The sequence below is a fragment of the Stenotrophomonas sp. P2112 genome (genome assembly GCF_041897515.1).
GTDB lineage: Bacteria > Pseudomonadota > Gammaproteobacteria > Xanthomonadales > Xanthomonadaceae > Stenotrophomonas > Stenotrophomonas sepilia.
Map to the genome: position 1 here is coordinate 1,360,347 of NZ_CP169216.1, position 24,829 is coordinate 1,385,175.

A 24,829-nucleotide genomic window follows, 5' to 3' on the forward strand; every position below is an offset into this window, starting at 1 on the left:
ACTCAGCGGGGCGCGGCTGGCGTGGCCGCAGTGGAAAGGGCGGGGTGGCGCTTGCGCCATTGCTTGAGCACGGCGGTGCGCAGCGACAGCAGCAGCAACCAGCACAGGAAGCCGATCGCCAGCCAGCCGCTCAGCGTGAACACATCATTGAAGCCGCGCACGTTGGCTTCGCGGCGAGTGGTCTGCGCCAGCTGCGCGCTGCCCTGCGCGCTGCGCAGCACCGGGTCGGTGATCTGGGCGGCATACAGCTGCTGTTGGATGCGCAGGCGCTGCGCCACCACCGGATCGGCGGGATCGAGCTGGCTGGTCAACGCGCTGGAGTACAACTGCTCGCGATGCAGCTGGAAGGTCCCCAGCACCGCCGAACCTGCCAGGCCGCCCAGCGTCTGCGTGATCGACAGCGTCACCAGGAAGGTGATCATGTGGTCCACACCCTGTTTCAACGCAGCGGAAATGCCGAGCATGATCAGCGGGCCCATGAACATGCCGGCACCGACCGAGGCCAGGAACTGGCTGGCGTAGAAGTCGTGCGGCCGATCCAGGCTGGTGCGGTGCTGGTCGAAGAAGGCGGCAGCGCCCAGCAGCAGGATCGCCATCAGCAGCTGCGGGATCAGCCGTTTGGGCCCGAAAGTCAGTGCAGTGCCGGCGATACCGGTGATCACGCCGGCAAGAATCACCACGAACAGCGGCCGCAACTGATCAGGGCCCATGCCGAGCGTGCGCATCAGGTTGACCACGCCGTAGGACTGCTCGGTGGTCAGGAAGCGGATCAGGAACGCGCCGACGATGAAATGCAGTACGGGCAGGCTGGCCAGCCAGCGTGTCTGCAGCAGCGGATTGCGCCGGTAGTGTTCGATGATGAAGGCGGTGGTGGACAGCACGATCGAGGCGATCAGCGCCCAGCCCAGCCACGGCGTGTTGAGCCACCAACGGGTGTAGCCCTGCGCCAGTACGATCACCAGCAGCGCAACCGCCGGCGCTAGCAACGCGAAGGTAAGGAAATCCAGCGGCTCGAAGGCCTTCACCTGGATGCCGGGCGGCAGCTTCAACACCACTACGGCGGCGAATGCGCACAACGCAAGGCCGGCCTCGAACGAATACAGCTGGTGCCACTGGCCGGTATCCACCAAGCCTGGTGAAACGATCCAGGCGATCGGCACCGCCAGCTGCGAAAGGCCGACGCCGACCACCAGCAGGTTGCCGGTAAAGCGGCGGGGCAGGGCCTGCAGCATGTACAGCGTGCCCAAGGTCGAACAGGCCGCGCCGGCGAAGCCGCTGGCGGCACGGGTCAGCATCGTGGTCTCGAAGCTGCCGACGAACAGGTGCAGCACCGCCAGCGCCGCGTACAGGCCCAGCCCGATTTCGGCGAACAGGCGGATGCCGTACTGCTGGCGGAATTTGAAGGCCAGCAGGTTGGCGGTGACATTGACCATTGCATAGGCCGCCACCAGCCAGCTGCCCTGGGTCGGGGTCAGCGCCAGCTGGCCCTGCAGGAACGGCAGGTTGGCAGTGACCAGCGCATTGCCCAGCCCGCCGGTGATCGCCACCAGCAGCGATACCAGCGCATAAGCCACACGCCGGTACGGTGGGTGCCAGGGCATCGACGCCGAGCCGGGCATGGTCGGCTTCTCGTGCTCCTCCCAATCCGGAACCGGCTTCAGATACGGCTGGACCATCAGCGGGCCTCGCTGGTTGCTCCCTGGAGACCCCCGCGCAGCAGCTGCAGGGCGCGCCCGGCGAGGTGGGCGCGCTCGTCGCGGGTCTTGCCGCGCAGGGCTGCGCCCAGCATGCCCGAGATCAGTGAAATATCCGTCTTCTCCAGATCGGCACGGCACAGCCCGGCGGCCTTGGCGCGGGCGATCGGCTCCTCCAGCAGGTCGCGCACGGTCTCGCGCGCCGCGCGCATGGCCGGCACGTCCGAATCGACCGCGCGCCAGTAATCGGCCAGCGCCGGCGAATCGATGATGCGCTGGGCCATGCCCTCGAACACCTCGAACAGGGCGTCGTCGCGGTCGCCGAGCTGTTCGACCTGGCGCCGGATGCGGTCGACCGTACGCTGCAGCAGCGCCTGGATCAGCGCGGTGCGGTCGGGGAAGTTGCGGTACAGGGTGGCGCGGCCCACCTGGGCGCGTTCGACCACCAGGTCCAGTGGGGCAGTGACACCGTGTTGGCCGAACACATGATCGGCGGCGTCGAGGATGAGGGCACGGCGGGCAGCAGCATCGGCACGTTGAGCAGTCATGGAATTATTTTCGGACAATAGTGTCCGATTGGCGAGACATTGGGTGACGGGATTGTCCGCTTGTTGTGGTACGCACATCTTTGTGACGGATACGTGATGGTGAGAATCTGAACGAAAACGGGGCCCGAAGGCCCACCGCTGGAGTTGCTGTAGATCCACGCCATGCGTGGATGAAAAGGCTTGGGGCCGGAACGGATGCGGCTAGCCGGTGGCTGATCCGCTCATCTGGCCTTCTTCCTGCTCTTGATGAAATCAATGAACCCCTTCTCATGGCCCTCAAAGGCACGTCTGCCGTACTTGCGGTGCTGCGGTTCGAACAGCGCGTAGGCTGCATCAAGGTTTCCCGATTCGAACTCAATCGTTGCAAGGAGCTCGTCCATGTACTCGCTTGAGGCTTCTCCTTGTCCATAAATGTCTCTGGCGACCATCGCCCACGCTCTGGCCTTCTCAAACTGGGCGGTATCGCGATAGAAAACTGCTATTCCATACGATGAACTCTGGGCGTGGTCATAGGATGACTTGGGCTCTGGAATCATGTCCCAGCTTTCAAGGAAGCGATGCTCTGCCTCCGCGATGTCACCGGCCAGCCAAGCGGTTCTCCCGCATTTGGCGATTGCAAGGATGCGTTCTTTCAGTTCGGCATCGAGACTCATGGTCATGCAAGTGTTTCCGCTCAGTTTTTCTATTGGATTGATACCGGGCTGAGTCTAGCCGCGTAGTAGATGGTGACGCATTGGTAGTGCGCCGCTTTCACCAGTTCATGCCATATACGACAAAAAGAGGGGGCCTTTCGGCCCCCTCGGGTAATGTTCCGACGGCGTAAGCCGATCAGAAGAACGCGCGGATACCGAATGCGACGCCACGGCCCGGCAGCGGCGAGTAGTCGCGCAGCAGAGAGGTATGCGGACGCACTTCGCGGTTGGTCAGGTTGCTGCCATCCAGGAACACCTCGTAGCTGTTGCTGGCGTTGCGGTCCCAACGATAGGCCAGGTGCGCATCGACCAGGGTGTAGCCATCGCTCGGCTCCTCGTTCTGCGCCACGTCCTTCTGGCGGCTGTAACGCACCGCACCGACCGAGGCGCGCCAGCCGTCCTTCGACCAGCGCAGGTCGGCACCGACGCGGGCCGGGGCGATGCGCGGCAGGTAGCCGGTGTTGGCAAGTTCCACGCTGTAGTTATGGTTGTGGTCGCCATGCGGAACGGCAATGTCGAGGTTGCGGCTGCCGCTGCCATCCAGCTTGGCTTTCACGTAGTCACCGAACAGGCGCAGGTCCCAGTCACCGGCGCCGCCCTCGAACAGGTGCACCAGGGCCTCGGCCTCGGCACCGCGGAATACCGCGTCCTGCTGGGTCCACGCACGAACTGGCAGGCCCTCGGTAACGCCGGTGTCGGCCAGGTAGATGAAGTCCTTGAACTTGGTCTGGTAGACCGAGGCGGAGAAGTCCAGGCGCTCGCTGTGGGTGTGGATGCCCAGCTCCACGCGCTGGCCGCGCTCGGTCTTCAGGTTGCCGTCGCCGATCTCCAGCGAACGGGTAGCAATGTGCGCGCCGGCGGCGTACAGCTCTTCGTTGGTGGGTGCACGCTCGGAGCTGTCCACGCCGATGCGCAGGTCGACCGCGTCGTTGAGCTTCCAGATGCCGGCAGCCGAGAGGTTGGTGGCGCCGAAGGTGCGGCGCCGGTAGTCACCGGTCGGGTCCAGCTTGACCTGGTCGTGGCGGCCGCCCAGTTCCAGCTTGAACGGGCCGAACTGCTTTTCCTGCAGTACAAACAGGCCGATGTTCTTCGTACCGGTATCCGGTACGAACGCTTCTTCACCCTTGGCGCCGAAATCACTGTTGCCGAACTGCAGGCCGAAGGCGCCGTCCCACCCACCGATCTGCTGCTGCACCGCTTCCAGGCGCGCCTCGATGCCACGGTTGGTGAAGCGGGTGGAGGGCGTGCCGGCCTCCAGCTCCACGTGCTCGTAGTCGGTGTAGGCCACGCGTGCGTTGATGTTCTTCAGGAACGAGACCGGGTTGTAGATGCCGGCCTTGGTCTCGAAGCGGTTCTGCACCATGTCGATGCGCACGTCATGCTCGTCGCCGCCTTCCTCTTCATCGCCGTGGTCGTGGCCGTGGTCATGGCCGTGATCGTCGCCGTCGGCGTGCACGTGTGCGCCGTTGGGAATGCCGTAGTTGGTGCGGTAGGTGCTGGCCGACACGCCGAAGTAGCCGCCTTCGCCCAGCCAGGTGGCGCCGACGCCGCCGGCGCGGGTGCGGATGGAGCTGTTGTCGAGGCGGCCGCGACGCGGCTCTTCGCCTTCCTCGCCCGCGTGGTCGTGGTCGTGGTCGTCGTGGTGGTCTTCCAGGCTGTCGATCACCGCATAGCCGGGAATGCGGTAGTCGTCGCCATTGCGCACCAGGCCGTCCACATGAAGCACGACATTGCCGCTGACGCCATCGAGGCGGAACATGCCGCTGCGCTCGTTGTTCACCGAATTGCCACGCAGCTCGGCGCGGCCGCTGAGCGGGCGCTCGGGCAGCTCGCGCGCGATGCGGCCGTCGACCACATTGACTGCACCACCGATGGCACCGCTGCCGAACAGCAGCGTGGCCGGCCCCTTCAGCACTTCGATCTGGTCAGCCAGGAACGGCTCGATGCTGGTGGCATGGTCCGCACTGACGGTGGATGCATCCATGTTGCCCATGCCGTTGGACAGCACCGCAACGCGTGGGCCTTCCTGGCCGCGGATGATCGGGCGCCCGACGCCGGGCCCGAAGAAGGTGCTCTGCACGCCGGGCAGCTTGGCCACGGTATCGCCGAGGGTGCCGGCCTTCTGTTCGTCCAGGCGCTCACCGGCCAGCACCTCCACCGGGCGCGCAAGGGATTCGGCATCGCCCTGCAGCGGCGACGCGGTGACTTGCACCGAGGACAGCTCGGTCAGGTGGCGGTCACGATGGGCGGTGTCCTGACCGGCTGCAAAGGCGACGGACGGCAGCAGGGCGGCGAGGGCCAGGGCCAGGGAATGCGGCTTGAGCCGTGCGGTGTGGGCGGGCATGGATGGGTCCTTTGTTACACTGTATCAATCGCGGGGCGCACGAATCCCGTCGATGGGACAGGGGGAGGGAAAGCGTGCGGGTCGGGAAGGGATGTTATATTATTCCATAACGATTCGCCGACCCTGCTGGAAGTCATGTCCTTGTCCTCACGCCTGCGCCACCTGCTCGACCGTTTCGGTGCCACCGGTTCGATGCTGTGCGCGGTGCATTGCGCAGTCATCCCGGTGCTGCTGGCGGCAGCGCCCTCGCTGGGCCTGTCGTTCTGGCTGAGCGACGGCGTTGAACAGGCGCTGGTGCTGTTCGTGACCCTGCTTGGGCTGTTCAGCCTGGTCTGGGGTTACCGCCGCCATGGCGCGCTGCGTGCGCTGGGCTTCCTGATCCCCGGCCTGGTCGCGCTGTGGGCTGGCGTGCTGTACGAGCCGCTGCATCACAACGCCGTGCCGCATGCGGTGGTGATGACCATCGGTGGCCTGCTGGTGGGCGTTGCCCATCTGGTCAACCTGCGCCTGAACCACGGCCACGTACACGACGCCAGCTGCGCGCACTAGGCGCTCCATGATAGGATTTTCGATCGTGCGCGGGGGCGCCCAGCAAGGCGGCCCCGCCGAACCCGTGTCAGTACGGGGTAACCAGATTTCACACTTGAGGAGTTGAAGACATGGGTAAGGGTGACCGCAAGACCGCCAAGGGCAAGCGCTACAACGCCAGCTACGGCAACGCCCGTTCGCATACCGCGAGCAAGGTCGCCGTAGGCGCCGCCGCCCCGGTTGCCAAGAAGACCGTGGCCAAGGCTCCGGCGAAGAAGGCCGTGGCGAAGAAGGCCGTCGCCAAGGCCTGATCCGGCCGCGCGACTGGTCCAAGGAAAAACGCGGCGCCTGGCGCCGCGTTTTTTTATGCATGATTTTGCAGAGCCGAGCCCATGCCCGGCTGGCGCAATGCAGCCGAGCGTGGGCTCGGCTCTACAACCGGATCAGCGCAGGGTCTTCTTCAGCGTTTCCGGGTTGCCGTCGTTCGGCGCGGCTGGTACCTGCAGAAGGTGTGCCAGCAGTGGATAGACATCGACATTGTCGAAGCCATCGATCACCAGGCCCTGGCGGAACGACGGGCCACTGGCCACGAACACCGCGCGCATGGACGGCAGCGCGTTGTCGTAGCCGTGCGAGCCGCGGTCCTGCTGTTCGCGCTTGGCGATCTTTTCCTGATGCAGGGCATCCCAGCCTTCATCCATCATGCAGACAATGGCGGGAATGCGCGGATGGGTGCCGTAGTGCAGGCGCGCCGGCAGTTTTTCTTTCTTCCAGCATTCGTAGTGCGCGTGGCGGCCGAGCAGAGCGCGTTCGGCGGCGGCTTCATGGCCGACCACCGGTGCGAAGCCGACCGACTGGCCCTGGCTGACATTGCGCGCAATCGCCGGGTCGACCATCGATTCGGTGGCGATCACCTGGCCAGCGGGGACACTGGCCATGCCATGGTCGGAGACCACGATCACATTGGTTGTTGCGGCCAGCCCACGTTGCTGGAGTCCGTCGAGCACCTGGCCGACGATCTGGTCGGCGCGCACGATGGCGTCGGCGTACTGCTTCGACTCGGGGCCGTAGTTGTGACCTGCCTTGTCCACGTGTTCCATGTACAGCGTGGTCAGGCGGGGGGCATCGGCGTCGGTCTGTGACAGCCAATCGAGCACGATGCCGGCGCGCTGTTCCAGCGGCTCCTTGCCGTCGTAGATGCGCCACTGGCTGGGGCGTACGCCACGGATCTCCGATTCACTGCCCGGCCATGACGTGGTGGCCGAACGCACGCCAGCATTCTCGGCGCCGACCCAGATCGGTTCTCCGCCCCACCAGCCACTGGTGGTAACCGCTTCGCGATTGCTCAGCTCGAACCGGCCCAGTGCTTCATCGTCCATGCTGTTGTTGACGATGCCGTGGTGGTCCGGGCGCAGGCCGGTAACGAGGGTGTAGTGATTCGGGAAGGTCAGCGACGGATAGGACGGGGTCATCCAGCGTGCGCGCACGCCGCCATCGATCAGGCGTTGCAGGTTCGGGGTCAGGCTGCGGTCCAGCGCATCGGCGCGCAGGCCGTCGATGGAGATCAGCAGCAGCTTCGGCGGTGCCGCCGCAGCGATGGAAGTGGGAACGGAGGCGGAGGGGGGGGGCGCGGTGGTGCAGGCAGCCAGGGGCAGCAGCAGCGCCAGCGCACAGGTCAGGCGTACGGAAGTCATCCGCGCATGATAAGCCGGCGCAATGACGCGCCCAAGACACGGCGCGCTATCGCGCGCGGTGTCCGCGCATTTTTTCCTTATCCCCGCGCCTGTCGGCGCGCGTCCTTCAACAAGAAGGGGGCTTTTCTCCAGACAGATTCCAGATACCTCCATCCACGCATGGCGTGGATCTATCGTGTCGACCAAGGTCGACACCTGCCAGCCGCCGCGGGAATCTTTCGAAGGTGGGGCGGTGTGGGTGGGCAGGACCGTTGGCGCCATGGATGGCGCCATCGAGCCCCCATGGATGGGTTTACGGCGTGTCCTGCCCACCCATACCGCCCCACCCAACGCGTAGAAAATCGGAGCTGTATTGGCTCTTGACCTTGCCGTTGCCTCTGCGGGTGCCGGGCGCAGCCCGGCCGGCCCTCTCAGGCGAACAGCGGGGCCTGGCGCTGTTCCAGCCGCAGCAGCGCGGCCTTGGTTTCCAGGCCGCCACCGAAGCCGGTCAGTGCACCGTTGCTGCCGATCACGCGGTGGCAGGGCAGGATGATCGGCAATGGATTGCGGCCATTGGCCGCGCCCACCGCGCGGGTCGCGCTGGGTTGGCCCAGGTGCTGCGCCAACTGCAGATAGCTCCAGGTCTGGCCGAACGGAATCAACGCCAGCGCCTGCCACACGCGCAGCTGGAACGGCGTGCCGCGTGGTGCCAGCTGCAGGTCGAACCGGCTGCGTTCACCGTGCAGGAACTGCAGCAGCTGTTCGCGTGCCTCCGGCAGTGCATCCGGTGCGTAATGCCAGCCGTCGCGCCCGCGTGCGGGGTGACGGTTCTCCGGAAACAGCACGTGCGCAAGACCACGCTCGTCACCGGCGATGGTCAATACGCCGATCGGGCTGTCGAAACGATCGAACAACAGGGTCATGTCGGTTCTCCAACGAACGTGCCGGACAGGTGCCACAGGTGCAGCACCGCGTAGGCGCGCCACGGGCGCCAGGGTTGCGAGCGCGCTTCGGTCGCGCGTTCGTTCAGGCGCTGGCCCTGCGCGTGGCCGAGCACCTGCTGCAGTACAAGATCGCCGGCCGGGAAGGCATCGGGCTGGCCGAGGCCACGCAGGGCGATGTACTGCGCGGTCCAGGGGCCGATGCCGGGCAGTGCAACGCAGCGCGCAACGAATTCCTCCAAGGCCTGGCCGGGCCCGAAGTCGAGCCGGCTGCTGGCGCAGGCGGCGGCCAGGGCGCGCACGGTGGCGGCGCGGCTGCGCGGCAGGCCGATTGACTCCAATGGTGCCTCGGCCAGTACCTCGGGCGCTGGAAACTGGCGATCGAAGTCGGATGGCATGCCCGGCAGGTGCGCGCCATAGGCGTCGACCAGGCGCCGCGCGAAGGTGGTGGCCGCGGCCACGCTGACCTGCTGCCCGAGCACCGCGCGTACGCCCACCTCGAAGCCATCCCAGCCGCCGGGCACGCGCAGCCCGGGGCGCTCGGCGATCCCGCGCGCCAGCAGAGGTTCCTCGCCGAGCGCGGCATGCACCTGCTGCAGGTCGGCATCCAGATCGAACACGCGACGCACGCGGCGCACGATGTCAGGGATCAAGCGCGGATCCACCGCGCCCAATTGCAGGCGAAGTTCCGGGCGCTTCGAATCGGCGGTGACGCGCAGCAGGGTGGGGCGCTCCGGCGCGCCCAATACGCGCTGGTAGCTGTCTTCACCGATCAGTTCGATGCCGGGCAGGCTGCGTTTGCGCAGGAAGGCCAGCATGCGTGGGAAGTCCAGTGGTGGACGGTAGCCCAGGCGCAGCACCAGGCCGCCATCATCTGCAGCCAACGGTTGATGCTGGCGACGCAGGGCGGTCGGCGCCATCCCACAGCCCTGCAGGAACGCGGTACTGAAGCGGCGCAGGCTGTTGTAGCCGGCAGCCAGCGCGACGTCGGTCACCGCCAGCGTGGTTTCGGTCAGCAACTGTTTGGCCAGCAACAGGCGATGGGTTGCGTGGATCTGCCCGGGCGTTGCGCCGAGATGTTCGACGAACAGGCGCTGCAGTTGGCGCGCGCTGAGGCCGAGCTTCGTTGCAAGATCGGCCACCGGCTGCTCCTGCAGGAAGCCGCCGTGGATCAGCGCCAGTGCGCGCTGCACGGTCTGTCCGGCCAGGGCCTGCTGGGCCTGCGGTGCCAATTCCGGGCGGCAGCGCAGGCAGGGGCGGTACCCGGCGGCCGCGGCGGCCGCGGCGGTGGGGAAGTAGGTGATGTTGCGCGGCTTCGGCGGCGGTGCCGGGCACACCGGGCGGCAGTAGATGCCGGTGCTGCGCACGGCGGTGAAGAACACGCCGTCGAAGCGTGCGTCGCGGGCCAGGCGGGCGCGGTCGCAGGCGGCGGTGTCGAGGGCGAGGGCGGTGTCCATGGCGCCAGTCTAGGCCCGCGCGGGCGGCGATACTCGCCACATTCGGACATGGATGCTGAAAGGGGGGCAGGCTGGGCTGCGCCCGGCACCCGCGGTAGTGCCGGCCGCTGGCCGGCAACGGCAACGGCAACGGCAGAAGCTGGTTTTCTGTGGGGAGGCGGGGTGGGCCCGGTTGCGGGAGACGCCGTAAACCCGTCCTTGGGGGCTTGGCCGCGGCATCCATGCCGCGGACACTCCCGCAACCGGACCCACCCCGCCTTCGACAGGTTCCTGCGATCTGTCGGAAGGGCATCCCGCTCTGGTAGGTGTCGACCTTGGTCGACACGCTTTTTCCCCAAGGGTCAGAAGGGGTTCATCACCACGCACTGAATGCGCGGCCTGGACGGGTAGACTGTGGCTCTTGCTCACGTGAAGACCGGTTGCCCGATGTCCGCCAAACTCCGCTGGTTGCCCCTGTTGTGCCTGGCCCTGGCGGGCTGCAGCCAGCTGGAGAATCCGGGCAATGTGACTGCCGCCGACAAGGCCGCGCGGGCGCCGTCCAGCGATGGCGAGAACATGGTGTCGATCAATGCGGCTGACGCACCGCCGCCGCCGGCACCGCCGCGCAGCCGGCAGGACCGGCCGTGGCCGCAGGCGCAGCTGGAGAATGGACGCGCCTGGATCAGTTGCAGCACCGAGTACGCCGGCGAAGCTGGCGACGGTGTCGAGCTGGAAGGCCTGCAGCGCGAGCAGATCACCCAGGCCCTGGCCCCGTGCGCCGAGCGTGGCCTGATGCGCGTGCGCTACGCCGGCAAGATCAATCCGGGCTTCGCCGAGATGATGTGGCGTCTGGCGGTGGTGGCCGACCAGCAGAAGATCCACAAGCGCATCCTTGACCTGGATTCCAGTGGCGGGCAGGTGGAGTCGGCGATCGTCGCCGGTGACAGCATCGGTGAATCGGGCTGGACCATCTGGGTGCGCGAAGGCTCGATCTGCCACAGCGCCTGCGTGTTCGTGCTGGCCGCCGGCGACAACCGCCTGCTGTCGGGCAAGGTCGGCATCCACCGCATGATGCGCATCAGCTCCAAGGCCACCTCGCGCGCCGAGCTCAACCGCGAGCTGCACGAGGTCTACGACAACGTGAAGGACTACCTGCAGCGCAACGGCGTGGCGGTCGGTGTGGCCGATCTGATGATGACCGTGCCCAACCGCAGCCTGCGCCTGCTGACCCCGGACGAACTGCGCCAGTACGGCCTGGATGGCACCAATGCGGTGCAGGACGATCTGGAACGGATCAAGCAGATGCGTGCCTGCGGCGACGATTTCGTGCAGCGCAAGGACGCCTTCCTGGTCGCCTTCGACCAGCAGTGCAAGCGCGAAGGCGCCGACATGGAGTCGATCAACAGTTGTGGCCAGGCGTTGAAGCAGCGCTTCGGCTTCCCGGACGCGGTCTGTCCCGACGAAAGCCCGCTGTCGGAGATCGATGTGGCGACGCTGCCACCAGCGCCGCCGGAGCCCCCGCCGGTGGCCGAACAGGCGCCAGGGAACGCCGCCGCGCCCGCCGCGCAGGCTGATGCGGCAGCGGTGGAGGGCGACGCCCCGGCACGCTGACAGCATAGTCACCGCGCTGGCGTAGACTGCGGTTCTCTCCAGAAAACCGGCGGTGTCCATGAAGCGCGTGCTCCTGCTGCTGTCCCTGCTGCCCCTGACTGCGTTGGCGCAGGCACCTGCGCCGGCCACGCCTGCACCAGCTCCGGCACGCCCGGCCCCCGCATCGCCGGCGGCTGCGAAGCCCGCCACTGCCGGTGCCCCGGCGTTGACCGCTGCGCAGCAGGCCCAGGTGCAGAAGCAGGACGCGGAAATGGGCGCGGCTGCGTTGAAGGCGGCGCAGCTGGTCGATGCCAACCGCGCCGGCGAATTGTGGGATGGCGCTTCGGCCGTCGCGCGCCGTGCGGTGCCGAAAGCCACCTTCGTCAGCCAGTTGGCCGCCGAGCGCACGCGCCTGGGTGCGCTGGCCGGGCGTGGCCAGCCGACCATCACCCGGGTCAAGTACAGCCCCGGCGCCGCAGTGCCGGAAGGGCTGTACATCAACGTCAGCTTCCCGACCCGTTTCGCCAACAGCGCGCAGCCGGTGCGCGAGCTGGTCTCGTTCCGCTTCGACGAAGACCAGGTCTGGCGCCTGGCCGGTTACAGCCTGCGCGCGTCGGCACCCTGAGGAGATGAACGATGGCAACTGAGCTGACAATGCTGGCCTGGTCGGTGCTGCTGGGCTTTGTCTACATCTTCGCCACCTCCACCGTGGTCACCCGCGAGCGCGGGATGAAGTGGAATGCCTCGGCACGCGATGGCGATGCAAAGCCGCTCAGCGCGCTGGCCGGTCGCCTGCAGCGTGCGCAGGCCAACTTCCTGGAAACGTTCCCGTTCTTCGCCGCTGCCGCCATCGCGGTGGTCGTGGCCGGGCGCAGCAACGACACCACGGCGCTGGCTGCGCAGGCCTACGTCTGGGCGCGTGTGGTCTACCTGCCGCTGTATGCCGCAGGCGTGCCCTACCTGCGCAGCCTGGTCTGGCTCGTATCGCTGCTGTCGATCCTGGCGCTGGTGTTCGCACTGCTGTAGCCGGGCCTGATCCAGATCAAGGCCAGTCATGCGCGCGGCGCTATGCTGGCCCGGACTGAATCAACGGCAGGAGGCGCGCATGCGCAGGATGGACGTGGTGGTGGTCGGCGCTGGACCGGCGGGCCTGTGCTTCGCGCGTGCGCTGGCCGGCAGTGGCCTGCAGGTCGGGCTGGTCGAAGTGCAGCCGCGCCAGGCCCTGGCCGAAGCCGCCTTCGATGGCCGCGAGATCGCGCTGACCCATGCCTCGCGGCAGAGCATGGAGCAACTGGGGCTGTGGCAGCGCCTGCCGCAGGCCGAAGTCGCCGAGCTGCGCGATGCCAGGGTGATGAACGGCGGCTCGCCGTTCGCGTTGACCTTCGCCAGCAGCCAGGTTGATGGCCAGCCGCTGGGCTGGCTGGTGCCCAACCACCTGATCCGCCGCGCCGCCTGGGATGCCGTGCAGGGCCAGGATGCGCTGGAGCTGTTCGATGGGCGCAAGGTGCTGGGCGTGCAGGCCGATGCGCAGGGCCACGTGGTCAGACTCGATGACGGCAGTCAACTGCACGCGCGACTGCTGGTCGCGGCTGACAGCCGCTTCTCCGCCACCCGCCGCATGCTCGGCATCGGTGCGCAGATGCGCGACTTCGGCAAGTCGATGCTGGTATGCCGCATGCAGGTCGAGCGCGACCATCACCACACGGCCTGGGAGTGGTTCGGCTACGGCCGCACCATGGCGCTGCTGCCGCTCAACGAGGGCCAGGCATCGGCGGTGATCACGCTGCCGCCGCGGCAGATCGAAGAACTGCTGGCGATGGACGAGGTGGCCTTCGGCGATGCCATCAGTGCCTGCTTTGAGCATCGGCTGGGCCGCATGCAGCCGGTGGCCACGCCGCAGGCGTATCCGCTGGTAGGTGTGTACGCGCACCGTTTCGTCGGCGAGCGTTCCGCGCTGATCGGCGATGCCGCGGTGGGCATGCACCCGGTCACCGCGCACGGCTTCAATCTGGGACTGGCCAGCGCACAGCGGCTGGCACAGGGCATCGCCGCGCAGCAGCGGCGCGGTGCCGACTTTGCCGCCGCCGGCATGCTGGCCAGCTACCAGCGCGGTCATCGGTTGGCGTCGCGGCCGCTGTACGAGGCCACCAATGCGATCGCCAGCCTGTACACCGACGATCGCCGCCCGGCACGCCTGCTGCGGGCCGCGGGCCTGCGCGTGGCGCAGGGCGTGGCACCGTTCAGACAGCTGATTGCCTCGCACCTGACCCAGCGCGTGGCCTGAACACTCTCGGATCAGCCAGCGGCCAGCACGCGGATCTGGCTGTCGGCGAACTCGACCACCTGGCCTGCGCGGATCTTGCAGGCCTTGCGCAGTTCGACCTCACCATCGACCCGCACCTGGCCCTCGCTGATGACCATCTTGGCCTCGCCGCCGCTGGTGACCAGGTCGGCCAGCTTCAGCAGCTGCTTGAGTTCGACGTAGTCGCCGTCGAGGTCGAATTCGAGAATCTGCATGGAGCGAGGGGTCCTGGAAAGAGGGCGCAGGCCAGCGGCCGGGCCGGGAAGCGGGCGCGTATTGTGCGCCAGCACGGGGCACGACGGCACGCGCATGGAAAGCTGTACGCCTCGTTCAGGATCAATGCGGTATCATTCCGCTCTGAGCGAGTGAAATCTCCTCCGACCGAGCAGCGCCAGGGCACGCGATAAGAAGGGCGCCCAAAGCGCGGACCATCACCCTTTTTATCGCACTGCCAGGAAGACGGCAGTGCCTTCGGAGTTCCCCATGTCCCAAGATTCCCAAGCGCCGCTGCAGTTCGCGCAGCTCGGCCTGTCCGAGCCCGTGATGCAGGCGGTCACCGCCATCGGCTACGAAACCCCGTCGCCGATCCAGGCCGCCACCATCCCGGCGATGCTGGAAGGCCGCGACGTGCTGGGCCAGGCCCAGACTGGTACCGGCAAGACCGCTGCGTTCGCACTGCCGGTACTGTCCAACATCGACCTGCAGCAGATCAAGCCCCAGGCCCTGATCCTGGCGCCGACCCGCGAACTGGCCATCCAGGTTGCCGAGGCGTTCCAGTCCTATTCGTCGAAGATCCCGGGCTTCCGCGTGCTGCCGGTGTACGGCGGCCAGCCCTACGGCCAGCAGCTGTCGGCGCTGCGCCGTGGCGTGCACATCGTGGTCGGCACCCCCGGCCGCGTGATCGATCACCTGGACCGCAGCACCCTGGACCTGTCCGAGCTGAAGACCCTGGTGCTGGACGAAGCCGATGAAATGCTGCGCATGGGCTTCATCGACGATGTGGAAGCCGTGCTGAAGAAGCTGCCGGAGCAGCGCCAGGTGGCCCTGTTTTCGGCCACCATGCCGCCGCAGATCCGCCGCATCGCGCAGACCTACCTGCAGGACCCGGTGGAAGTGACCATCGCGGCCAAGACCACCACCTCGGCCAACATCCGCCAGCGCTACTGGTGGGTGAGCGGCATGCACAAGCTGGACGCGCTGACCCGCATCCTGGAAGTCGAGCCGTTCGACGCGATGATCATCTTCGCGCGCACCAAGGCCGGCACCGAAGAACTGGCCAGCAAGCTGCAGGCGCGTGGCCTGGCCGCTGCCGCCATCAACGGTGACATGCAGCAGGCCCAGCGCGAGCGCACCATCGCCATGCTGAAGGAAGGCAAGCTGGACATCCTGGTCGCCACCGACGTGGCCGCCCGCGGCCTGGACGTGGAGCGCATCAGCCACGTGCTGAACTACGACATCCCGTACGACACCGAGAGCTACGTGCACCGCATCGGCCGTACCGGCCGTGCCGGCCGCAGCGGTGAGGCGATCCTGTTCGCCACCCCGCGCGAGAAGGGCATGCTGCGCCAGATCGAGCGCGCTACCCGCCAGCCGATCGAAGAGATGCAGCTGCCGAGCGTGGAGGCGGTCAACGACACCCGCATCAACAAGTTCACCTCGCGCATCACCGAAACGCTCGGCGCCGGCGGCCTGGACTTCTACCGCCAGCTGCTGGAGCGCTTCGAGAACGAGCAGAACGTGCCGGCCATCGAGATCGCGGCCGCGCTGGCCAGGATGCTGCAGGGCGATACCCCGTTCCTGCTGCAGCCGCCGGTGCGTGCCCCGCGTGAAGAGCGCGCGCCGCGCGAGCGCTTCGACCGTGGCGACCGCCCGGAGCGTGGCGATCGCTTCGACCGCAACGAGCGGGGTCCGCGCTTCGAGCGTGGCCCGCGTCGCGACGACGCCGAAGGTGGTTTCGAGCCGCGTCCGCGCCGCGAGGTTCCGCCGCGTGGTGCGCCGGAGCAGGGCATGGAGACCTACCGTATTTCGGTCGGCCACCAGCACGGCGTGAAGCCGGCCAACATCGTCGGCGCCATCGCCAACGAAGCCGGCCTGGAAAGCCGTTTCATCGGCCGCATCGACATCCACGACGACTTCTCGCTGCTGGACCTGCCGGCACAGATGCCGCCGGACGTGCTGTCGCACCTGCAGAAGGTGTGGGTGTCCGGCCAGCAGCTGCAGATGCGTCCGCTGGCGGCCGGTGAAGAGATCAACCCGGCCCCGCGTCCGTTCAAGCCGCGCTTCGACAAGCGTGGTCCGGGCGGCCCCGGTGGCCCGCGTCGTGGTGGTCCGGGTGGTCCGGGTGGCCATGGGGGCGACCGCGGCGGTGACCGCGACAGCCGCCCGCCACGTCGTGATGGCTTCAAGCCGCGCGGCCCGCGCAGCTTCTAAGCCGCACCCACAGCCGTCCAGAGCAACGCCGGCCCCCGGGCCGGTGTACAGGAAAAGGGGACGGAGGGGATTAAGTCGTATATGGCAGGCCATGCGCTTATGCCGAAAACGACTTAATCCCCTCCGTCCCCTTTTTCGCACGGTCAACACATTGCCGGTCATAGGCTGGTCCGGTTCCAAAGGAGGTTGTCACCGCAGCACATTCGGGGGGATCCAGGATGGGTAGGAGTGGCACGGACCAACAGAGCCGGCGGGTGCCGATGACCCGGGGGCTGGGACTGCGATTTGCGTTGTTGACCGGCATGGCGATCGGACTGGTCGCACTGTCGGCGTTGATCCAGGAACTGCAGGCGGCCTCCACCGCCTGGATCGCCGGCCAGGGATACTGGTCGCGCGGTCAGCAGGATGCGACCGCCGCGCTCAGTCGCTACCTGGCGCGCGGCAATGTCCAGGACCTGGACGATGCACGCCAGGCCCTGCAGGTGCCGTTGGGCGATCTGCAGGCGCGCTTGGCGCTGGAACAGGCGGAGCCTGACGAAGAGAAGGCCCGGCAGGGCTTCCTGCAGGGGGGCAACGCGCACGCCGACATTCCGCGCCTGGTGTTTTCGTTCCGCTACGCGCGCGATATCGGTGCTTTCCGCGAAGCGACCGCGTTATGGCGGCAGACCGACGGGGACCTGATGGCGCTGCAGCGCCTGGTCGATGAGTTGCAGCGGCGGCACGAGGGTGGCCCCTTACTGACAGCCACACGAGACCAGTACCTGCAGCAACTGCGTGATCTCGACCGCCGGATGAAGGTGCAGAGCCAGGCGTTCTCGCAGGCGCTGCTGCGGATGGCGACGCTGGTGAGGCTGGCGACGTTGATGGTCGCGGGCCTGTCGGTGCTGGCGATCAGCCTGATGGCGGTGGCCCTGGCGCGCCGCGTCGGCAAGGACCTGACCGAACACGAGAGCCGCTTCCGCGCAGCGTTCTACCAGGCCAACGTCGGCATGCTCAAGCTCGATACCGAAGGCAAGGTGATCGAGGCCAACCAGGCGATGGCCGACATCCTCGATCATCGCCGCGACGTGCTGCTGCAGCTGTCGCTGGCTGACCTGCTGATGGACGGCGAGCTGGTCATTGACGGGGTGGGGCGCATCGATTGGGACCGCCAGCTGCGCCCGAGCGAGCTGCGCTTCCGCCGTCGTGATGGCAGCCTGGTCTGGGGCCGCTGGAGCGGCACCGGTGTGCGCAGCGCCGGCGGCGCCCTGTCGGTGTTCGCGATCATCGAAGACGTCAGCCAGAACCATGCACTGGCGCGCGAGATCGAGCACCACGCCAGCCATGACCCGCTGACCGGCCTGATCAACCGGCGCGAGATCGAACGCCTGCTCGAACGCGCGCTGCTGCAGGTGCGCAGCGAAGGTGGTACGCACGCGCTGTGCTACATCAACCTGGACCATTTCAAGCTGGTCAATGACAGCTTCGGCCATGCCGCCGGCGACCAGATGCTGCGCAGCTTCGCCGATTACCTGGTGGCGGCGGTGCGCGATGGTGACTGGGTGGGCCGGCTGGGTGCGGACGAGTTCGCGGTGTTCCTCGCCCATGCCGGGCAGGACGAGGCCAAGCGCGTGCTGCAGCGGGTGATCCGCAATCTGGGGCAGGCGACGTTCCCGGTGAGCGAGGGCAGCCCGCAGTTGAGCTGCAGCATCGGCGTGGTCGAGGTCAGCGCCGATGCACCGGATGTGAACTGGTTGATGAGCGCCGCCGACAGTGCCTGCTATGCGGCCAAGCAGGCCGGGCGCAACCGCGTGCACTGCTTCAACGAGAACCGCATGGCGTTGGAGGAACGGCGCCGGGAAGCCGAGCGGCTGCAGGGCGTCAGCCTGGCCATGGCCGAGAACCGCATGGTGCTGTATGCGCAGCGCATCGCCCGCGTCGGCGATCCCACCTACCTGCACTACGAGGTGCTGGTACGCATGCGCGGCAGCGATGGCAGCCTGCACCTGCCGGGCCAGTTCATGCCGGCGGTGGAGCGCTATGGCATGGCCGTGGCGCTGGACCGGCACGTGCTCGGCCTGCTGTTCCGGCACCTGCAGGTGTGCCCGGCGCATGTGCGGCAGCTGGGACTGTGCAACGTCAACGTGTCGGCGCAGTCGATCGCCGAACCCGGCTTCCTCGCCTTCGTCTGCGACCTGCTGGAGCGCAATCGCGCGCTGGCCTCCAAGCTGTGCTTCGAGATCACCGAGACCGCAGCGATCAGCAACCTCAGCCAGGCGCGCGCGTTCATCGATGCGGTGAAGGCGCGCGGCTGCCGGATGGCGCTGGACGATTTTGGCTCCGGGCTGTCCTCGTTCGGCTACCTGCGCCAGCTGCCGGCCGACATCCTGAAGATCGACGGGGCCTTCGTGCGCGACATGGATACCGATCCGGTCAGCCACGCCACCGTGCGCGCGATCAGTGAACTTGGGCGCGAGCTGCAGATGGAGGTGGTGGCCGAATGGGTAGAGACCGCCGAAGTCGCCGCCGCGCTGACCCGGCTTGGGGTGCAGGGCCTGCAGGGCTATGCGGTCGAGCGACCGCAGCCACTGGAACGGATGACCCTGGCCGACCTGCGGCCGGTGCGCCTGGTGGCGGTGCAGGGCCCGCCTGCCGCAGGTTGAACGCCGTCGGCGACTTTGGTCTACACATGCGTTGCAGCCGCGGCTGCGATAATGCCTGCCAGGGGCGACGCGCAGTGGGCGCGGGCGTAAGCAGGAACAGGACGTGGCGTGGGCGGCAGGCAGTGGCAGTACGGAACAGGGGCGGTGCTGGTCGTGCTGCTGGTGTGGTTGGCCACGCCGTGGCCACTGTGGGCTGCTGCCGTCGAAGCCGGCCGCGATTACCTGCTGGTCGGCGCAGCCACCGATGAACCCACTCCACATCGCGCATGCACGCCGGACATGCTGGCCGGTCACCGGCAGCAGGTGCAGGTGCCTGCGCCGCCGGGCGGCTGGTCGGGGCAACCGCAGGCCCTGGACGTGTTCAATGTGTTCGCTGGCGAAGTCCGCGTGCAGTATGGCGATCGCGAGATCTGCGGCAACATGCACGATGCCCGTACCCGAGACTCACGCTTCCGCGCAGGCATCGGGCTGGTGGCGGTGCCGCCAGCGGGCAGTCACGATCCATTCCTGGTGTCGTGGCAGACGCCGTTGAAGGCGCGTTGGGTACCCACCCTTCGGCTGGGCGCGCCCAGTCCAGTGCAGCAGAACGATACCGCCCGCCTGCTGGTGCGCGCGGCCTGCATCGCCGTGGCGATCGCACTGGCGTTGTCGGCACTGATGGCCTTCCTCACCACCCGCGACCGCAGTTTCCTGGTCTACATCGCCGGTACCACCGTGCTGGTGCTTTGGCAGGCCATCCTCGGTGGCCTCAGCGGCTATCCGGAACCCTGGTTGCCGGTGGGCGAGCGCGGTGCCTGGTGGCTGCTGGTGTTGACTGCGGCCACGCAGGCCTTGGTGCTGCCGGCGCTGTGGCGGCTGAATGGCGGTGATCGCCTGTTGCCGCGTTCGCGTCCGTTCCAGCTGGTGGCGCTTTGGGGATTGCTGGCGTTGGCTGCACTGGTGCCTTGGCTGCCATGGGACAGCCTGGCCTGGGTGGCGCAGGGCCTGCAGGTGTCCTATCTGCTGGGCTGTGGCCTGGCGTTGATGGCCGGGGTGTGGGCACGGCTGCGCGGTGACCGCTGGGCGCAGGCGGGGCTGGCGGCGCTGGCGCCGATGCTGGTGTTGATCCTGGCCGACGCCTGCCGCGCGGCGTGGTTGCTGGAATACCGCGTGGAGGCCCTGCAGCTGGCGGTGACCTGGCTGCTGATGATGGCCGCCTACGCACTGAACCAGCGGCTGGGTCGCCTGCGCCAGCAGCGCGATGAACTGCGCCAGCTGGCCGAGACTGATGGCCTGACCGGCCTGCCCAACCGCCGTGCCGGCCTGCAGCAGCTGGCCCGCCACTTGGAGCGGGTTGACCGCGAGCGTGGCCCGCTGGTGATCGGCTTCCTCGATATCGATCTGTTCAAGGACATCAATGACCGCCATGGCCACGCCGTGGGGGACCAGGTGCTGGTGGCGGTGGCGCGCGCATTGCGTGCCGCGGTACGCAGCCAGGACCAGGTAGTGCGGATGGGGGGCGAAGAGTTCCTGTTGCTGATGCCGGGCATGCCCCGCGAGGCGGCGTCGGCGCGCCTGGATCGCCTGCGCCGGCACATCACGGAGGCGGCCCGGGCGCTGCAGGTGCCCGGCCTGGAGGTCACCGCCAGCATCGGCCTGGCGCAGTGGCGGCCGGGCGAGGACGATCTCGCCGCGCTGCTGCGCCGGGCCGACCATGCCATGTACGTGGCCAAGCGTGCCGGCCGCAACCGGGTGTTCGACGGCGAAGAACTCGATCCACCCGGCCTGGCATGAAGCGCGGCGGGCGGCGATGCCGGATAATAGGGCGATGACCACCCGACTCAACAAACACATCGCCGACACCGGCTTCTGCTCCCGCCGCGAGGCCGATCGCCTGATCGCCGCCCGCCGGGTCACCGTCAACGGCCATCCGGCCGGCACCGGCGCGGTGGTGGGCGAGGAAGACCAGGTGCTGGTGGATGGCCAGCCACTGCGCGCGCGCGTGGCCCGCAAGCCCGGCGCCCGCCGCCACGTCTACATCGCGCTGAACAAGCCGGTCGGCGTCACCTGCACGACCGAGACGTCGGTCAAGGGCAACATCGTCGACTTCGTCGGGCATGAACAGCGCATCTTCCCGATCGGCCGCCTCGACAAGGAGTCCGAAGGCCTGATCCTGATGACCAGCAACGGCGACATCGTCAATCAGATCCTGCGGGCCGAGAACGGCCACCAGAAGGAATACCTGGTGGCGGTGAACAAGCCGGTCACCGATGAGTTCCTGCGCGGCATGGCGCGTGGTGTTCGCATCCACGACCAGATGACGCTGCCATGCAAGACTTCGCGCATCGCCAAGTTCGGTTTCCGCATCACCCTGCAGCAGGGCCTGAACCGGCAGATCCGCTTGATGGCCGCCGAGTTCGGCTATCGCGTGACCCAGCTGCGCCGCGTGCGCATCGACAACATCAAGATTGGTGCGCTGAAGCCGGGCCAGTGGCGCAACCTGACCGAGCAGGAGCTGCAGGGCCTGCTGCCGAAGCAGCTGGACTGGTAGTGCCGGCCGCTGGCCGGCTGCAATGGGCGCGCGATGTATCCGGGATGCCGGCCAACGGCCGGCACCACCGCCATGCGGATTGCTCACCGGCTTCCGCTAGACTTCGCGGTGACCTGCCGGAACGTGACGTTGCATGATCAAGCCCGACAAGCCCGCCAACGAAGCCCTTCGGCTCGAGGCGCTGTATCGCTACCGCATCCTCGATTCGGAGCGAGAAAAATCCTTCGACGACCTGGTGGTGATCGCCAAGGCGGTCTGCGGCACCTCGATGGCGGCGGTGGCCCTGATCGATGTCGAACGGCAATGGTTCAAGTCGATCCAGGGCATCAATGCGGCGGAAAACCTGCGCAGCGAATCGATGTGTGGCCATGCCATCCTGCAGCCGCAGCAGATCATGGTGGTCGAGGATGCGCTGCAGGATGCGCGCTTCCACGACAATCCGGTGGTGGTCGGCGATCCGCACATCCGCTTCTATGCCGGCGCGCCGCTGATCAGCTCCGACGGCTTGCCGCTGGGTACGCTGTGCGTGTTCGACGCACAGCCGCAACACCTGGCCAGCGACAAGGCCGAGGCGCTGGCCGCACTGTCGCGGCAGGTGATGCTGGTGATGGAGTTGCGCCGTTTCGCGCTCGACATCCAGAACCACATGCTGGAACGCGATGATTATGAGCGCCTGCTGTCGGAGTACCACGACGTGCTGCTGGCGCAGAACGCCGACCTGGCCGAGCAGAGCCGCACTGATGCGCTGACCGGCCTGCCGAACCGCCGCGCGATGGCAGCGGCGCTGGACGAGGCCGTGGCGATGACCGGGGAGCAGCCCGCTGAGGCCTGCGTCGCGCTGCTGGACATCGATCATTTCAAGCACATCAACGACTTCCAGGGCCACGCCACCGGCGACCGCGTGCTGGCCGAACTGGGCGCACTGCTGCGTTCGCACTTCGCCGGCCGTGGCATGGCGGCGCGCTACGGCGGCGAGGAGTTCGTGGCAGTGATGCCCGCAACCGACCTGCGCACCGCCGAACTTCAGTGCGAGTTCCTGCGCCTGGCCGTGGCCGACCTGCCGCTGGGCGTCCCGGTCACGATCAGTATCGGCATCGCCCAGCACCAGCCCGGTGAAAGCGTGGACGACACGCTGGCACGTGCCGACAAGGCGCTGTACCGGGCCAAGGGCAATGGCCGCAACCGGGTGGAAGTAGCGGGCTGAAGTGCCCCGCCCGGTAGATCCACGCCATGCGTGGATGCTCTTCCCGATTCACATCGCGTCGCAGCGCCTGCGATCAAGAGTGGGCAGCATGACGCTTTGTCTTCCCGGACGCCGACCATGTTGCAGACCCTGGCCATCGCCCACTATCGCTCGTTGCATGGGCTGGTACTGCCGCTGCAGCGGTTGAATGTGGTGACCGGCGACAACGGCAGTGGCAAGTCCAGCCTGTACCGCGCGCTGCGCCTGCTGGCGGAGACCGCACAGGGCGGAGTCGCGGCGGTGCTGGCCCGCGAAGGTGGGCTTGGTTCGGCGCTGTGGGCAGGTCCCGAATCCATCGATCGCAGGGTTGCGGCCGGCGAGATTCCGCTGCAGGGCGGGCTCCGGCAGGTGTCGGTGGGGCTGAAGCTGGGTTTCACTACCGAAGAATTGGGCTATGCCATCGATCTCGGCTATCCGCCGCCCAGCCGTTCGCCGTTTGCGCTGGATCCGCAGATCAAGGCCGAGGCGATCTGGGCCGGGCCGTTCCTGCGCAGCGCCAACCTGCTGGTCGATCGTCGCGGGGGGATGGTGCGGCAGCGCCATGCGCGCGGTTGGGATCTGGTGGATGACCGGTTGTCGCTGTTCGACAGCCTGTTCACCCAGGTCGGCGATCCGCAGCGCATGCCCGAAACGATCACCCTGCGTGAGTACATCCGTTGCTGGCGCTTCTATGACCATTTCCGCAGCGATGGCGACGCCCCGGCGCGGCAACCGGCGATGGCCACGCGCACGCCGGTGCTGCATCACGATGGCCGGGACCTGGCGGCGGCCTGGGTGACCATCCTCGAGATCGGGGACCCGGTTGCGTTGGCACGCAGCGTCGATGACGCGTTCCCGGGCGCCACGGTCGATTTCGAGGCGCTGGATGGACGCTTGGCGCTGCGCTTCCACCAACCTGGGTTGCTGCGGCCATTGTCGATGGCCGAGCTCTCCGACGGCACGCTGCGCTTCCTGCTGCTGGCGGCGGCGCTGCACACACCACGCCCACCGCCGTTGATGGTGCTCAACGAACCGGAGACCAGCCTGCACCCGGACCTGCTGCCGGCGCTGGCGCGGCTCATCATCGCAGCCAGTGCGCGCAGCCAGGTATGGGTGGTGTCGCACGCCAGCCGGCTGATCGCGGCGTTGGAACAGGCGCCAGGGTGCCATTCGCTGCATCTGTACAAGGACCAGGGCCGCACGCTGTTGAGCGGGCAGGGCCTGCTGGATGCGCCGGCCTGGCATTGGCCGCAGCGTTGATGCGGCCATCCACGCCATGCGTGGATGCACTCAATCGGCGATGTTGCGCGCTTCGGCCGTGCCAAGGATTTCCGGATGCTGCACCGGCTTGCGGCGGTTCAGCAGCGGATGCAGGAACACCGCGCCGACGATGATCGCCACGCCCAGGTAGAACCACGGGGTGACTTCGTGCTGCTCGCGCAGCAGCACCACCGCCAGTACCACCGCATAGACCGGCTCCAGGTTGGTCACCAGCTGCACCGTGTAGGCGCTCAGGTGGCGCAGTGCGACCAGGGCCAGGGCGAACGGCAGCAGCGTGCAGAACCCGGCCAGCACCAGCAGCAGGATCCCGTCGTGCAGATTCGGGACCACCCACAGCGGGCTGGCCAGCGCCGGCAGCAGATAGGGCATCAGCGGCGCCAGCAGGGTCAGGGTGAGGGTGCCGGCACCCAGCTCCAGCGCGGTGACCGTGAGCGGATCGGCATGGCTGACCATGCGCTTGTTGAGCGAACCGAACACCGCCACCAGCAGCGCCGAGATCGCGCCGATCAACACACCCAGGCGCATGCCATCGGGCACGCCACCGACCACCAGCGCAACACCCGGCAGCACCGCCAGGCCGAACGCCAGCTCACGCAGCTGGAACGGCCGCTTGGCCACCCACGGCTCGATGATCGAGGTGAACACCGGTGCCAGTGCGATGCAGGTGGCAGCCACCGAGGCATTGGCCAGCTTCACCGCGCCGTAGAACGTCAGCCAGTGAAGGGCGACCAGCGCGCCGATGCCGGCGTAGCCTGCCACCAGCCGCAGGGGCAGGGTGCGCAACCCGCGCCAGACCCGCGGCAGCAGGGCCAGCATCGCCGTCACCAGCAGCATGCGCCACCACACCAGCGGCAGTGCGGGCAGGGTGATCAGCTTGCCGAGGATGGCCGTGATGCCCCACAGCAGGACACAGAAATGGATCTGCCACAGCGCTTTGCGGGTGTCGGGTGTGCTCATCGGCCTATTGTGAGGCAAT

At 67.5% G+C, this 24,829-nt stretch carries 21 protein-coding genes; 12 read left to right on the forward strand and 9 right to left on the reverse strand.

Annotated elements, in window-relative coordinates; genetic code table 11:
- Positions 1 to 2: 2 nt before the first annotated feature.
- The 4 genes from ACEPA4_RS06335 to ACEPA4_RS06350 all read right to left on the reverse strand — a co-directional run bounded on the left by ACEPA4_RS06335 (position 3) and on the right by ACEPA4_RS06350 (position 5,278).
- Positions 3 to 1,676, reverse strand: coding sequence for an MFS transporter (locus tag ACEPA4_RS06335; protein ID WP_065177464.1), 1,674 nt, complete (start codon positions 1,674 to 1,676; stop codon positions 3 to 5).
- Entirely contained in the window at positions 1,676 to 2,242 is a 567-nt protein-coding gene (locus tag ACEPA4_RS06340; RefSeq protein ID WP_005415802.1) for a TetR/AcrR family transcriptional regulator, read from the reverse strand. The genes ACEPA4_RS06335 and ACEPA4_RS06340 overlap by 1 nt, the downstream gene beginning before the upstream one ends.
- A 221-nt stretch (positions 2,243 to 2,463) precedes the next feature.
- Positions 2,464 to 2,901, reverse strand: coding sequence for a hypothetical protein (locus ACEPA4_RS06345; RefSeq protein ID WP_139726917.1), 438 nt, complete (start codon positions 2,899 to 2,901; stop codon positions 2,464 to 2,466).
- Positions 2,902 to 3,070: 169 nt separating this feature from the next.
- The gene (locus tag ACEPA4_RS06350; protein ID WP_111176297.1) at positions 3,071 to 5,278 is read right to left on the reverse strand and encodes a TonB-dependent receptor; all 2,208 of its coding nucleotides are present in this window, start codon (positions 5,276 to 5,278) and stop codon (positions 3,071 to 3,073) included.
- 135 nt (positions 5,279 to 5,413) lie between these two features.
- On the opposite strand from ACEPA4_RS06350, the gene ACEPA4_RS06355 reads away from it, so the two are divergent.
- Together ACEPA4_RS06355 and ACEPA4_RS06360 are read left to right on the forward strand one after the other, a co-directional pair.
- On the forward strand, positions 5,414 to 5,827 hold the full coding sequence (locus tag ACEPA4_RS06355) for a MerC domain-containing protein (RefSeq protein WP_005415804.1): 414 nt from the start codon (positions 5,414 to 5,416) through the stop codon (positions 5,825 to 5,827).
- Positions 5,828 to 5,937: 110 nt separating this feature from the next.
- Positions 5,938 to 6,117, forward strand: coding sequence for a 30S ribosomal protein THX (locus ACEPA4_RS06360; protein WP_004150462.1), 180 nt, complete (start codon positions 5,938 to 5,940; stop codon positions 6,115 to 6,117).
- A 132-nt stretch (positions 6,118 to 6,249) separates the two neighbouring features.
- Here the strand turns inward: ACEPA4_RS06360 and ACEPA4_RS06365 are convergent, their stop codons facing one another.
- The 3 genes from ACEPA4_RS06365 to ACEPA4_RS06375 form a co-directional block, all read right to left on the reverse strand.
- Positions 6,250 to 7,500: an ectonucleotide pyrophosphatase/phosphodiesterase gene (locus ACEPA4_RS06365; protein WP_065197076.1), complete on the reverse strand. Its 1,251-nt coding sequence runs from the start codon at positions 7,498 to 7,500 to the stop codon at positions 6,250 to 6,252.
- A gap of 410 nt (positions 7,501 to 7,910) precedes the next feature.
- Positions 7,911 to 8,402, reverse strand: a complete 492-nt coding sequence (locus ACEPA4_RS06370; RefSeq protein ID WP_005415806.1) for a methylated-DNA--[protein]-cysteine S-methyltransferase — start codon at positions 8,400 to 8,402, stop codon at positions 7,911 to 7,913.
- Positions 8,399 to 9,877 (reverse strand): AlkA N-terminal domain-containing protein, encoded by a 1,479-nt coding sequence (locus ACEPA4_RS06375; RefSeq protein ID WP_374083023.1) that lies wholly within the window; start codon positions 9,875 to 9,877, stop codon positions 8,399 to 8,401. Before ACEPA4_RS06375 ends, ACEPA4_RS06370 begins: the two co-directional genes overlap by 4 nt.
- Positions 9,878 to 10,303: 426 nt before the next feature.
- On the opposite strand from ACEPA4_RS06375, the gene ACEPA4_RS06380 reads away from it, so the two are divergent.
- The 4 genes from ACEPA4_RS06380 to ubiM all read left to right on the forward strand — a co-directional run bounded on the left by ACEPA4_RS06380 (position 10,304) and on the right by ubiM (position 13,730).
- The gene (locus ACEPA4_RS06380; RefSeq protein WP_262090877.1) at positions 10,304 to 11,467 is read left to right on the forward strand and encodes a hypothetical protein; all 1,164 of its coding nucleotides are present in this window, start codon (positions 10,304 to 10,306) and stop codon (positions 11,465 to 11,467) included.
- A gap of 58 nt (positions 11,468 to 11,525) precedes the next feature.
- Positions 11,526 to 12,071: a DUF4019 domain-containing protein gene (locus tag ACEPA4_RS06385; RefSeq protein ID WP_005415810.1), complete on the forward strand. Its 546-nt coding sequence runs from the start codon at positions 11,526 to 11,528 to the stop codon at positions 12,069 to 12,071.
- Positions 12,072 to 12,082: 11 nt separating this feature from the next.
- Complete coding sequence (locus tag ACEPA4_RS06390) at positions 12,083 to 12,472, forward strand: MAPEG family protein (RefSeq protein WP_262090878.1); 390 nt, start codon at positions 12,083 to 12,085, stop codon at positions 12,470 to 12,472.
- Positions 12,473 to 12,551: 79 nt separating this feature from the next.
- Complete coding sequence (gene ubiM / locus ACEPA4_RS06395) at positions 12,552 to 13,730, forward strand: 5-demethoxyubiquinol-8 5-hydroxylase UbiM (RefSeq protein ID WP_262090879.1); 1,179 nt, start codon at positions 12,552 to 12,554, stop codon at positions 13,728 to 13,730.
- 11 nt (positions 13,731 to 13,741) lie between these two features.
- Here ubiM and ACEPA4_RS06400 read toward each other — a convergent pair whose 3' ends face one another.
- Positions 13,742 to 13,963, reverse strand: coding sequence for an RNA-binding S4 domain-containing protein (locus ACEPA4_RS06400; protein ID WP_014036469.1), 222 nt, complete (start codon positions 13,961 to 13,963; stop codon positions 13,742 to 13,744).
- A gap of 268 nt (positions 13,964 to 14,231) precedes the next feature.
- Here ACEPA4_RS06400 and ACEPA4_RS06405 point away from each other — a divergent pair, with 268 nt between their 5' ends.
- The 6 genes from ACEPA4_RS06405 (at position 14,232) to ACEPA4_RS06430 (ending at position 23,832) form a co-directional block, all read left to right on the forward strand.
- Complete coding sequence (locus tag ACEPA4_RS06405) at positions 14,232 to 16,178, forward strand: DEAD/DEAH box helicase (protein ID WP_005415815.1); 1,947 nt, start codon at positions 14,232 to 14,234, stop codon at positions 16,176 to 16,178.
- Positions 16,179 to 16,396: 218 nt separating this feature from the next.
- Entirely contained in the window at positions 16,397 to 18,820 is a 2,424-nt protein-coding gene (locus tag ACEPA4_RS06410) for a bifunctional diguanylate cyclase/phosphodiesterase (protein WP_262090880.1), read from the forward strand.
- 108 nt (positions 18,821 to 18,928) lie between these two features.
- Entirely contained in the window at positions 18,929 to 20,593 is a 1,665-nt protein-coding gene (locus ACEPA4_RS06415) for a GGDEF domain-containing protein (protein WP_065177455.1), read from the forward strand.
- A 34-nt stretch (positions 20,594 to 20,627) separates the two neighbouring features.
- Positions 20,628 to 21,350: a pseudouridine synthase gene (locus tag ACEPA4_RS06420; protein WP_005408708.1), complete on the forward strand. Its 723-nt coding sequence runs from the start codon at positions 20,628 to 20,630 to the stop codon at positions 21,348 to 21,350.
- Between the two features lie 133 nt (positions 21,351 to 21,483).
- Positions 21,484 to 22,554, forward strand: coding sequence for a GGDEF domain-containing protein (locus ACEPA4_RS06425; protein ID WP_374083024.1), 1,071 nt, complete (start codon positions 21,484 to 21,486; stop codon positions 22,552 to 22,554).
- Positions 22,555 to 22,671: 117 nt separating this feature from the next.
- A complete protein-coding gene (locus ACEPA4_RS06430; RefSeq protein WP_139726921.1) occupies positions 22,672 to 23,832 on the forward strand; it encodes an AAA family ATPase in 1,161 nt (386 codons plus the stop codon).
- A gap of 30 nt (positions 23,833 to 23,862) precedes the next feature.
- On the opposite strand, the gene ACEPA4_RS06435 is transcribed toward ACEPA4_RS06430, so the two are convergent.
- Positions 23,863 to 24,810: a DMT family transporter gene (locus tag ACEPA4_RS06435; protein WP_061479504.1), complete on the reverse strand. Its 948-nt coding sequence runs from the start codon at positions 24,808 to 24,810 to the stop codon at positions 23,863 to 23,865.
- Between the last annotated feature and the right edge of the window lie 19 nt (positions 24,811 to 24,829).